General features: G+C 63.2%; 8 protein-coding genes. 5 read left to right on the top strand and 3 right to left on the bottom strand.

Translation table 11 applies throughout. From position 1 onward, the window contains the following. Positions 1-32: 32 nt before the first annotated feature. Complete coding sequence (locus ACZ5FP_RS20840) at positions 33-887, bottom strand: ferredoxin--NADP reductase (protein ID WP_223615424.1); 855 nt, start codon at positions 885-887, stop codon at positions 33-35. Positions 888-1,137: 250 nt separating this feature from the next. After that, a complete protein-coding gene (locus ACZ5FP_RS20835) occupies positions 1,138-2,124 on the bottom strand; it encodes an aldo/keto reductase (protein ID WP_464664396.1) in 987 nt (328 codons plus the stop codon). Between the two features lie 177 nt (positions 2,125-2,301). On the opposite strand from ACZ5FP_RS20835, the gene ACZ5FP_RS20830 reads away from it, so the two are divergent. Genes ACZ5FP_RS20830 through ACZ5FP_RS20820 form a run of 3 tightly spaced genes read left to right on the top strand, consistent with a single transcriptional unit; the run spans position 2,302 to position 4,939 of the window. Continuing rightward, entirely contained in the window at positions 2,302-3,162 is an 861-nt protein-coding gene (locus ACZ5FP_RS20830) for an ABC transporter substrate-binding protein (protein ID WP_464664395.1), read from the top strand. Beyond that, complete coding sequence (locus tag ACZ5FP_RS20825; protein ID WP_464664394.1) at positions 3,159-4,154, top strand: FecCD family ABC transporter permease; 996 nt, start codon at positions 3,159-3,161, stop codon at positions 4,152-4,154. The genes ACZ5FP_RS20830 and ACZ5FP_RS20825 overlap by 4 nt, the downstream gene beginning before the upstream one ends. Continuing rightward, a complete protein-coding gene (locus tag ACZ5FP_RS20820) occupies positions 4,151-4,939 on the top strand; it encodes an ABC transporter ATP-binding protein (RefSeq protein WP_464664393.1) in 789 nt (262 codons plus the stop codon). The genes ACZ5FP_RS20825 and ACZ5FP_RS20820 overlap by 4 nt, the downstream gene beginning before the upstream one ends. Here ACZ5FP_RS20820 and ACZ5FP_RS20815 read toward each other — a convergent pair. Further along, positions 4,936-7,200: a mechanosensitive ion channel family protein gene (locus ACZ5FP_RS20815; protein WP_464664392.1), complete on the bottom strand. Its 2,265-nt coding sequence runs from the start codon at positions 7,198-7,200 to the stop codon at positions 4,936-4,938. The genes ACZ5FP_RS20820 and ACZ5FP_RS20815 overlap by 4 nt on opposite strands. A gap of 207 nt (positions 7,201-7,407) precedes the next feature. Between ACZ5FP_RS20815 and ACZ5FP_RS20810 the strand changes: the two genes are divergently transcribed. Together ACZ5FP_RS20810 and ACZ5FP_RS20805 are read left to right on the top strand one after the other, a co-directional pair. Continuing rightward, positions 7,408-8,652, top strand: a complete 1,245-nt coding sequence (locus ACZ5FP_RS20810; protein ID WP_464664391.1) for an efflux RND transporter periplasmic adaptor subunit — start codon at positions 7,408-7,410, stop codon at positions 8,650-8,652. Then, a complete protein-coding gene (locus ACZ5FP_RS20805; protein WP_464664390.1) occupies positions 8,649-11,774 on the top strand; it encodes an efflux RND transporter permease subunit in 3,126 nt (1,041 codons plus the stop codon). Before ACZ5FP_RS20810 ends, ACZ5FP_RS20805 begins: the two co-directional genes overlap by 4 nt.

The raw sequence follows: 11,774 nt of genomic DNA, 5'->3' as shown, positions 1-11,774 counted from the left end.
CACGATATTCCAGATGTTTCTGTAGGCAGGTTTTAGCCGACGAAAGCCCGCTCGACCACATAGGTCGCCGGTTTGTTGTTGGCGCCCTCGACCAGGCCGAAGGATTCCAGAATGGCCTTGGTGTCGTGGATCATGTGCATCGAGCCGCAGATCATGCCGCGGTCGGTTTCGGGATCGAGCGGCGGCAGGCCGAGATCGCTGAACAGCTTGCCGCTCTGCATCAGGTCCGTGATGCGGCCCATGTGGGTGAATGGTTCGCGCGTGGTCGTCGTGTAGAGCCGCAGGCTGTCTGCGGCGAATTCACCGATCAGCGGGTCATCCTTGATGCCCTCGACCATTTCAGTGATGTATTTCAGCTCGGCGATATCCCGGCAGGTCTGGATCAGGATGACCTCTTCGAACTTTTCATAGGTCTCGGGGTCGCGGATCAGGCTGGCGAAGGGAGCAACGCCGGTTCCGGTCGACAGCATGTAGAGCCGCTTGCCGGGAAGAAGCGCATCGAGAACCAGTGTCCCCGTCGACTTCTTGCGCAGGAGGACCGTATCGCCGCGCTTGATCTTTTGCAGATGTTCGGTCAGCGGGCCGTTGTCGACCTTGATCGAGAAGAATTCGATTTCCTCGTCCCAGGACGGGCTGGCGATGGAATAGGCGCGATAGACAGGTTTTTCCGCATTGGGCAGGCCGATCATGACGAATTCGCCGGAACGGAAACGGAAGCTCGTGGGCCGCGTGATACGGAAACGGAACAGGCGATCGGTATAGTGGCGCACCTCGGTGACCGTTTCCGCGAACACATTGTCGGGAATCGCAAATGCAACCGGTGCCGAAAGGTCATCCGTTGCATGAATAGGTGCCGCCGTGACGGTCGCTGACGAAGATGCAGTCATCCCTGGGTCTCTCGCTCAATACTTCGTGTCAACACATGAAAGAGAGCCGGGCGTTGCTCCATTCATTGCCTGATTTCCGGCCGCCGCATACGCCAGCCGGGCGCGCTGAACGCAGTCAGCGAGCCCTTATGTAATCAGATGAGCGGAATATGCAATGGCTGATATTGCAAGGCAGATCAGCAAATTAGCGGTTGCTGCCACCCCATGAAACCCATGCCGATACTAATCCGGAGCGATCTTTTAGAAGAATTTAGCGAAGGACGAAACGTTCGCAGTCGGTGTATACAGATTCCGGGACTTTCGTGGATAAAATTTCCAGATTGCGGGTCAGGCTCGAGGGCTTGGCGGTGCCGATCAAAACATTCGCCACGACCGGTTCGCGGAACGGAAACTGGATGGCGGCGGCTGCCAGCGGCACATTTTCGGCCTCCGCGATGGCCTGCATGGCGCGGACGCGCTCGAGAATATCCGGGGATGCCGGGCCATAATCAAAATGCGCGCCGGGGACGGGACCCGTCGCCAGAATGCCGGAATTGAACACGCCGCCAATGACAAGCGAGGTGTTCTGCGCCCGGCAGACATCCAGCAGGCCGCGTTCGGCCGCGCGGTCGAGCAGGGAATAGCGCCCGGCGAGCAGAATGCAGTCGAGCGGATGCCGGGCCAGCACATCGAGGCAGACCTCGACTTCGTTCACCCCCAGCCCATAAGCGGCAATCGCCCCGGCCGACTTGAGTTCGTCCAGCGCCTTCAGCCCGCTGCCGAGCAGCTGGTCCATATAAACGGCGTTTTGTCCGGCACCATGGGTATAGGCACCAATGTCGTGGATGTAGAGGATGTCGATCCGGTTCAGGCCGAGGCGCGCCAGGCTGAACTCGAAGGAACGCATGATGCCGTCATAGCTGTAGTCATAGTCGACGGCGAAGGGCAGGGGATTGACGTAGGAATGATCGGGGACCTGATCCTCCGGTACCGGGCGCATGAGGCGGCCGACCTTTGTCGAAAGCACGTAGCTGTTGCGCGGCTTGTCGCGCAGGAAGTCGCCGGTCCGGCGTTCCGACAGGCCGAAACCGTAAAACGGCGCCGTGTCGAAATAGCGTATGCCGGCATCCCATGCGGTCTGCAGGGTTTCCATTGCGGCGTCGCGCGTGCATTCACGATACAGCCCGCCAATCGCCGCCCCGCCGAAGCCGATTTCAGTGACGGCCAGCGGCGTTTTACCAATCTTGCGAATGTCCAATTGTCTCTCCCGGAATCTGTCCCATGGTGGAAGCGGCAAAACGGGATGTCAACCGGTCAGACGATGGATATGCCGCATGAATGACTATACGCCGGACGATATTGATGGCAGCTATAGGCAGGTCGCCGCATGCCGCCAAGGTTTCGGCTGTGTGAGGGGCAAGGGGAGTTTGCGGGCGTGAGCAGGGGATACAGACGGGCTGCCGGCGCAGGCGCGGCGTGGTTGGCATCCGCCATTGCGCTGCTTGCCACGGTCGATTCCGCGTCGGCCGAAGCACCGGGGCGCGTCGTCTCCATGAACCTTTGCACCGATCAGCTGGCGATGCTGCTGGCATCGGGCGGGCAGCTCGTTTCCGTGTCCTATCTCGCCGGGGACGCGACCGTGTCGGTTCTGGCCGGGGAGGCGGGGGCGTTTGCGGTCAATCATGGTCAGGCGGAAGAGATATTCCTGATGCAGCCGGATCTGATCCTGACCAGCACCTACACCACACGGGCCGCGACCGATATTCTCAGGCGGCTCGGATTTCGCGTCGAGGAATTCCTGCCGGAAGCCTCCTTCGACGATATCCGCGCCAATGTGCGGCGGATGGGTGCCTTGCTCGGGCGCGAAGCCAGGGCGGAAGAACTCCTGGGCGCGATGGACACAGCCCTGGCAAGCGTTCCGGCACACGGCGCTGATGCGCCCACCGTCGCGCTCTATTATGCCAACCAGATCACCTCGGGCCGCAACACCCTGGCCGGTGAGGTCGTCAACCGGGCGGGGCTCATCAATATGGGCGAAAAGCTCGGCCTCGACGGCACGCAAAAACTGTCACTCGAACAATTGGTCATGGCCAAGCCGGACCTGATTGCCACCCACAACGCCTATCCGGCGCCCGCCCTTGCCTATGACGCGCAGCTCCATCCGGCGTTCCGGGCGGCGCTGCAGGGGCGGCAGCCCGTCGATATCCCCGACAAGTACTGGATATGCGGCGGACCGTTCACGGCAGAGGCCGTCAAGCTGCTGTCGGATGCGGCACGGCGGGAGGGCTCCAGATGAAGGATCATTACCGCCTTCTCCTGTCCGGGCTTGCGCTGTTGACCCTTGTCCTGTTCGTGCTGTCGCTGCTCGCCGGTCCGGCCGCACTGGGCATTTCGGACAGTATCCGCGCCCTGCTGACGGGACAGGGCGATGCCATCGTCATCGTCATGCGGGAAATACGGCTGCCGCGCGCGCTGCTCGGCCTGATGATCGGGGCGACCCTCGGGCTCTCCGGCGCGGTGCTGCAGGGCTATCTGCGCAATCCGCTGGCGGAACCGGGCCTTCTCGGGGTGAGCGCGTCGGCATCCCTCGGCGCGGTGATCGCCATCTATACCGGCCTGTCCCTGGCTTTCCCGCTTGCCCTGCCGCTGATGGCGCTGGCAGGCGCTGTTCTCGCGGTCTTCCTGGTGCAGGCGCTGGCCGGCCGCGGCGCGGGTACGCTGACCATCATTCTCGCCGGTGTCGCGGTCTCGAGCTTTGCCGGGGCGATGACCACGCTGGCGCTGAACCTGTCGCCCAACCCGTTTGCCGCGATGGAGATCGTCTACTGGATGCTGGGATCCCTCACCGACCGCTCCATGCTGCATGTACAGCTTGCCGCCCCGTTCATCCTCGCCGGCTGGGCGCTGCTGTTCAGCCTCGGCCGCGCGCTCGACGCCCTGACACTGGGGCCCGATGCTGCCGCCAGCATGGGCATCAACATCCGGCGGGTGCAGTTCTTCGCCATTCTGGGCACGGCCGCATCCGTCGGGGCGGCCACCGCCGTTGCCGGTGCCATCGGCTTCGTCGGCCTGATCGTGCCGCATGTGCTGCGGCCGCTGGTGGGTGCCCGGCCGTCGCGCCTGCTGCCGGCCAGTGCGCTTGGCGGCGCTTCGATGCTGCTGGCAGCCGATATCCTCGTGCGCCTGATCGCGCCGGGCCGGGATTTGAAGCTTGGCGTGCTGACGGCCATGATCGGCGCGCCCTTCTTCCTCTGGCTGGTGTTCCGTACGCGGAGGACGCTGATATGACGATCCTCAGCCTGTCCCATGTCCATGCGTCGCTCGGTTCCAGGGCCGTCCTGCACGATGTATCGCTTGACGTTCGCGCCGGTGAATTTATCGGGCTGATCGGCCCGAACGGAGCGGGCAAGTCGACCCTTCTGCGGAGCATCCTCGGCCTGGTGCCGTCGAGCGGCGACATCGGCATTGCCGGAAAACCGGCGCGGCGGATGAACATCGGGGAGCGGGCAAGGCACGCCGCCTATCTGCCGCAGGACCGCGAAATCGCCTGGGCCGTGTCGGTGGAACATCTCGTCTCGCTCGGCCGCACGCCCTACCGCCGCGGGTTTTCCCGGCCGAGCGCGCATGATGCGGCGCTGGTCGAACAGGCGATGCAGCGGATGGATGTCCAGCAGCTGCGCCATCGTTCGGCTCTCGACCTTTCCGGCGGCGAGCGGGCGCGGGTGCTGATCGCCCGTGCCCTGGCGCAGGATGCGGCGCTCCTGCTTGCGGACGAACCGGCGGCGGGGCTCGATCCGGCACATCAGATCGGCCTGATGCAGTCGCTTGCCGATCTGGCCGGCAAGGGCTCGGCGGTGGTTGCATCCCTGCACGACCTCGGCCTTGCCGCGCACTGGTGCAGCCGGCTGGTTCTCATCCACGCAGGCAGGATCGTCGCCGACGGCAGGCCCGCGGAGGTGCTGACGGCCGATCACATGCGCCGGATCTATGGTGTCGAGGCCTATCTGCAGGCGACGGAGCAGGGGCTGATCGTCCAGCCTGTCGCGCTTGCCGGCGCGCAGGAAAGGCTCTAGCCCGGCTTGGCCGCCTGCGTCGACGCGAGTTCGGCGGCCTTCTCCAGGGCGATCTGGGTTGCCGCACCGGCACCGGCCGTATCGTTGGTCCCCGAGCGCACGGTCACCGCATTGGATGCCAGCAGGAGACCGGCTTCGCGGAAGGCCACGAGCAGCCGCTTCATCGCCTCACGCTGGATAAGCGACGGATTGCCCGGTTTGGCGGTGAATTTGAGCCGGACGATCATCGAATTCTCGGTGATGTCCTGAATGCCCTGGAATTTCAGCGGAACCAGAAATTCCGGGCCGAATTCCGGATCCTCGAGCATGTCCTGGCCGACCTTCTTGACCGTCTTGCGGATCTTTTCCGGATCGGTGTCGCGGTCGAAACGCAGCTCGAACTTGATCGTGCTCCAGTCCCGGCTGTAATTCGTCACCGACTGGATCTGTCCGAAGGGGATGGTGTGCACCGGGCCGTTCTGATGGCGCAGCTGCAGGGAGCGCAGCGTGATGCGCTCGACGGTGCCCTTGAGCTTGCCGGTGTCGATGTATTCACCCGTGCGGAATGCATCGTCGGCAATGAAGAATATGCCCGAGACCACATCCTTCACCAGCGTTTGCGAGCCGAAGGAAATGGCCAGTCCGAGAACGCCGAAGCCGGCAAGCAGCGGTCCGATATCCATGCCGAGGGATGAAAGCACCACGAGTGCCGTGATCGCAACGATGGCGCCAAAGGCGAGATCGCGCACCAGCGGCAGGATTGTCGAGAGGCGTCCGGCGGCGGTGCGCGTTGGACCGTCCGTGTCCTCCTGTCCCGGCAGCAGCGGCCGCGAGGAGGGAGAGAGGGCGGTGAAATAGTGCCGCAGGAAACTCCAGATGGCCCAGCCGACGACCACGGCAACGCTGATCCGCAGCAGGCCGGTGATGAGTGACAGCGCCATGGCGTAGGCGCTGTCCATGTAGCTGGTCCACAGACGGATAATGAGGAAGAGACCGAGAAGCCAGATGCCCCCGGTCGCCAGTGTCTGGATGGCCGCGATGAAAGCTTGCGCCAGCGGCGGCAGGGGCGTGTCATCCTTGTGCCGCTCCTGCATGGCCGCAATCAGCGCATGCATGCCAAGGGCGATGATGGGTATCAGCAGGATGATGACCTGGGTTGCGCCCGCCGCTTCCCCCCAATGGGCGCGCTGCGGAGCACTGGCTGCCATGCAGCCGACAATCCAGATCAGGATGGCAACAAAAGACAGGAATGCCGGAAGCGCACTTGCGATGACCTGCCGGGTCATGCTCGGTGCCGGTCCGGCAAAGACCGCAGTGATGTCCCTGCGCCCGCCAATGAACCACCAGAGCTTCAGAACGGTAACCACGGTCGCTGCAATCAGGAACCAGCCTTCGGTGACGCCGCGGCTGACACCGCTTTCCAGGGACAGGCGGACGAGCTGGCCGACCAGGGCGCCGGTGAGGCCATAGGCAACCAGCATGCGGAAGTGCCATTGCGGATTGTTGATGGGCAGGAGCCTTGCCTGGGGATCGCCGGGCGACAGGAACAGCCGTCCGACCGCCGCATAGACCAGGGTCAGCGCCGCGGCGTGCAGCAGCCTCAACGTCAGGGTGGAGGCCATCGGCGCGTCGGCCGTCAGGACGTTGATGACGATGTGTCCGACGGCAATGAAGGCGCAAATGCCGGCAATGTCGCGCACCGTGCGGGCAAGCGAGCCGCGGGCACGATGGACGAGATCGGCATCCTCGCCGAGCGGGCGGACGATCAGCGCCGTGCCAAGCCGGAAGACGATCCAGCCCGCGGCGGCGGCGGCAAGCAGCGCACCCAGCGTGACGAGGGTAACCTGACCCCAGTCGCCGCCCTGGCTTTGCAGCCCCTTGTCCATCATGAAGGGCAGTTCGACGATGTGGCCGATGCCCGTGAGCCCGACGGAGAGACCGGTGCCGAATGAATCCAGCGCATTCTCGGCCAGGGCTTCGGCCTGATCGAGCGGGCTATCGCCCGGCTGCGCGGCGGGCAAGGCTTTGGCTTTTGCTGGTGCGGGCGCCGGTGCCGGATCCTCCCAACGCACGACAACGTTGCGGCCGCTGGCATAGGCGGCCCGCAGCGTGTTGTTGATGTCGGCTTCGCTCTGGCCCCGCTGCAGCACGATGGTGACGGTTTCCGGCGCCGCGGTCTGCGCGCAAGCGGTTGTGGCCGCTGCGAAAACGCCGGGAAGTGCCGTGCACAGACACAGAAGGACCACTCGCATTGCCGATGGAATGTTCAGGTGTTTCAGCATCGCGGTCCCCTTCGTTCTCCTGATAGGAGTACGCGCATTGCTTGGTCGGCTTCAAGTGCTGATTGCATTGCCCGATCCGGGCGATTGCCGCCCTGTGCATTGCAGCAAACATGACAAAATGGTCATTCGACAAGATGCCGGGAAGGTGAGAGAGTCCATAGCCGATACATTGTTGGCTAACGGGCGGTGCCCTGGAGGTAGCGTGCAGTGAAACGTCTGGGTCTTTTGATCGCGTTCGTTGTATTGGCCGGACTCGGCTACATCTTTCTCTCTCCCCATCTGAACGCGCCGCCTGCCGGCAAGGGGCCGACGACGGTTGCCGCGACAGCGCCGGCTGCAGGGTCCGGCAAGGGGCGGTCTGCCGCCGTTCCATCGATTGTTGCCGCCACGGCCAAGACCGAAGACGTGCCCATCACCAAGACGGTTGTCGGCAATATCGAGCCGATCAACACGGTTATCATCCGGCCGCAAGCCGACGGCATGGTGATGGCGGCCAATGTCAAGGACGGGCAGATGGTCAAGGCCGGGGACGTGCTTTTTCAACTGGATGACCGGACGATCCGAGCGACGATCGAGAAGGACAAGGCGGCGCTGGCCAAGGACCAGTCCAATCTCGATTCCGCCAACCAGGACCTGATCGCGGCGCAGGCCCTGTCAAGCCAGAAAATCAATACGCAGCAGCAGACCTATCAGGCGCTTGCCGTCGTCAATGCGTTGAAAGCGTCGATCGCCATGGATACGGCGCAGATCCAGGCCGACGAGGTCCTCCTCTCCTACATGACCATCAAGGCACCCATCGATGGCCGTGTCGGTGTGGTCAACACATCCGTCGGCAATTTCGTGCGCACCGCGGATACCGGCGGCGGTCTTTTGACCATCACGCGCATGGCACCGCTGCGGGTGTCGTTTACCGTGGCGGAAAGCGATCTGCCGACATTGCGCGATGCGATGAAGGAACGTCAGCTCGACGTTCTGGTCAAGGTTCCCGGCAGCAAGGAAGTGATTGCGTCAGGCCCGCTCAACTTTGTCGATTCCAGCGTCGACACAGCCTCCGGGACGATTGTCCTGAAGGCGGATGTGGCCAATGATGACGGCGCGCTGTGGCCGGGCCAATACATCAACGCAACGGTCGAAATCGGCACGCACAAGGACGCCGTGACCGTACCGCTGATTGCCATTCAGCAGGGCAATGACGGGACATTCGCCTTTGTCGTCGGCCCCGACAAGAAGGTGATCAAGCAGGCGGTGACCGTGGTTGAAACGGTCGGCGATACCGCCGTCACTACCGCGGGCCTCAAATCCGGCGACCATGTGGTCATCGACGGGCAGCTGCATCTGCAGGACGGGTCGAGCGTCATTGAAACGGTGGCCGATGTGGACAATGCGGCGCCCGCACTGTCGGCCGCCGATGCGGTTGCGCCGGATCCGATCAAGACGGACACGGTGCAATGAACATCTCCGCCATATTCATCCGACGGCCCATCGCAACAATCCTCCTCTCCGTCGCGCTGGCCGCATCGGGCCTGTTTGCCTATCAGTTCCTCCCTGTGGCCGCCCTGCCGCAGGTCGATTTCCCCGTCATATCGGTTTCCGCCCAGCTGCCGGGTGCCGCGCCCGACACCATGGCCAATGCCGTGGCAACGCCGCTGATCAAGCAGTTCGCCACGATACCTTCCGTTTCGACGATCAGCGCCACGAGCACGCAGGGGCAGACCCGCGTCACCATCGAATTCGAGCTCGACAGGAACATCGATCAGGCCGCCGCCGATGTCCAAGCAGCCATCGCGCGGACGCTGCGGCAGCTGCCGGCGAACATGACGACGCCGCCGAGCTACCGCAAGACCAATCCCGCCGATGCTCCCATTCTGCTGATCGCGCTGCAAAGCGATATGGCGCAATTGTCGAAGCTCGACGATTATGCCGAGCAGGTCATCTCGCCCTCCCTGTCGACCGTGGATGGCGTCGGCGAGGTCCAGGTGTTCGGCGCCAAGCAGTTCGCCGTGCGCATCGAGGTCGATCCCAATGCGATGAAGGCACGCGGCATCGGCATCGATGAACTGACGAGTGCCGTGGCCGACAACAATTCGATCGCGCCGGTGGGAACGCTCACCAGCCCCACCCAGCAGATGGCAATCGAGGCCGACACGCAGTCGAAGAATGCTGACACATTCCGCCAGATTCTGATCGCATCGCCCAATGGCAAGCCGGTGCGCCTGGGCGACGTGGCGCGGGTGGTGGATTCCGTTGCCAATACCCAGACCGAGAGCCGCTATGACGGCAAGAAGGCGCTGGTGCTGGCCGTCTTCCGCCAGCCCGGCGCCAATACGGTCGATGTGGTGGACCGCGTGCGGACCATGCTGCCGAAATTCGCCGAAGAGCTCGGCGCGTCCACCAGCCTGAACGTGCTCAACGACCGCTCGACGTCGATCCGGCAGGCCGTATCGGATGTGCAATTTACGCTCATCCTGATCATCGCGCTGGTCGTGATGGTGATCTTCGTGTTCCTGCGGCGGATCGCGGCCACGCTTATCCCGACGATTGCCGTGCCGCTGTCGCTGATCGCCACGCTGGGCGTGATGTATGTGTTCGGCTTTTCCATCGACAATATCTCGCTGCTGGGCCTGACGCTTTCCGTCGGGCTGGTGGTGGACGATGCCATCGTCATGCTGGAGAACATATCCCGGCATATCGAGGAGGGCATGCCGCCGCGCGAGGCGGCGCTCAAGGGCAGCGAGGAAATCGGTTTCACCATCGTGTCCATCACCGCATCGCTCGTGGCGGTCTTCATCCCCGTCCTGCTGATGGGCGGCGTGGTCGGGCGCATCTTCAACGAATTTGCCGTCGTGGTGACCGTGGCGATCGTGGCGTCGGCGCTGATATCGCTGACCTTGACCCCGATGCTGTGCAGCCACATGCCGGCCATTCCGCATGACGATGGAAAGGGCCGCAAGCCGCTGACGGAGCGGGTTTTCGATGCGGTCCTTGGCGGTTACCGCTGGATGCTCGATGTCTGCCTGCGCTTCCGTATCGTTGTCTTCGGAATCTTTCTTCTGACGGTTGTTGCAACGCTTTATCTCTTCTCGTCCATCGACAAGGGCTTTCTGCCGACCGAGGATATCGGCCAGCTTTCCATCTCGACCGAAGCGCGGCAGGACATTTCATTCGATGCCATGGTGGCACTGCAGAAGCAGGTGGCCGATGTCCTGAGGAGCAAGCCCTATGTGGCGCATGTGGCGTCGACCATCGGCGGCGGCTTCAATTCATCGAGCCTCAACCAGGGCAGTTTCTTCGTTGAGCTCAAACCCAAATCCCAGCGACTGGCGCTCGACCCGCTGCTCACGGACCTGCGCCAGTCGCTGGCCAAGGTGCCCGGCATCAACAGCTATCCCATCGCCATCCAGAACCTGCGCATCGGCAGCACGTCGTCGCGCGCGCAGTACCAGTTCGTGCTGCAGGGCATCAATGCCGACGATCTCTATCCATGGTCGCAGAAATTCCTGCTGGCGCTGCAGCAGGACCGGCAATATTTTGCCGATGTGACCAGCGACCTGCAGAACAATGCGCTGCAGGCCAATCTGGTGATCGATGCGGACAAGGCGCGGCTCCTCGGCATTTCATCGACGCAGCTGCGCAATTCGCTCTACTACGCGTTCGGGACCAATCAGGCCTCGACCATCTTTTCCACCGGCGACAGCTACGAGGTGATCCTCGAGCTCGATCCGTCCATCCCCTGGACGACCGACAAGCTCGACCAGATGCAGATCCGCTCGACCACCACCAACAAGCTCATCCCGCTGTCTTCCTTCGCCCATGTGGAGCGGCGTGCCGGACTGCTGGCCGTCAGCCAGTTGAGCCAGCTGCCGGCGGTGACCATCTCCTTCAACCTGCCGCAGGGCATTGCCTTGGGCAGGGCGGTGGAAGAAATCAACAAGATCAAGGCGGAACTGAATGTTCCCGACTCGATTTCCTCGACATTCACCGGCACCGCCAAAGTGTTCCAGCAGGCGCTGTCCAATCAGGGCCTGCTGATCGGCGCGGCGATCCTGACGATCTATATCGTGCTCGGCATTCTCTATGAGAGCTTCATCCATCCGCTGACCATCCTGACCGGCCTGCCGGCGGCGGCGGCCGGGGCGCTGGCGACGCTGCAACTGTTCGGCTTTGACCTCAGCGTGATCGCCATCATCGGCATGCTGATGCTGATCGGCATCGTCAAGAAGAACGCCATCATGATGGTCGACTTTGCCCTTGTCCGGCAGCGGGCGGGTGACACGCCGCATGATGCGATCCGCGAAGCCTGTCTGGTGCGGTTCCGGCCGATCATGATGACGACGCTCGCCGCGCTGATGGGAACCCTGCCGATTGCCATCGGTGCGGGTGCCAGTTCGGAATTGCGCCAGCCGCTTGGCGTGGCCGTGGTCGGCGGCCTGTTCGCCTCGCAAATCCTCACGCTGTTCATCACGCCGGTGATCTTCCTCTACATGGAAGACATGTCGCGCGGATCGACGCAGCTGTGGCGCAGGGTTTTCGGCAAACGTGGCACAGTTGCGGCGGCGCCGCATGCGGCGGAATAG

This window comes from Phyllobacterium sp. T2-21, assembly GCF_055378485.1.
This window is presented reverse-complemented; position numbering and strand designations above follow the sequence as displayed.

Excerpts from the sequence above, each read along its gene's own strand:
- ACZ5FP_RS20815 (WP_464664392.1), bottom strand. The coding sequence starts at position 7,200 with ATGCTGAAACACCTGAACATTCCATCGGCAATGCGAGTGGTCCTTCTG.
- ACZ5FP_RS20825 (WP_464664394.1), top strand. The coding sequence starts at position 3,159 with ATGAAGGATCATTACCGCCTTCTCCTGTCCGGGCTTGCGCTGTTGACC.
- ACZ5FP_RS20840 (WP_223615424.1), bottom strand. The coding sequence starts at position 887 with ATGACTGCATCTTCGTCAGCGACCGTCACGGCGGCACCTATTCATGCA.
- ACZ5FP_RS20805 (WP_464664390.1), top strand. The coding sequence starts at position 8,649 with ATGAACATCTCCGCCATATTCATCCGACGGCCCATCGCAACAATCCTC.
- ACZ5FP_RS20820 (WP_464664393.1), top strand. The coding sequence starts at position 4,151 with ATGACGATCCTCAGCCTGTCCCATGTCCATGCGTCGCTCGGTTCCAGG.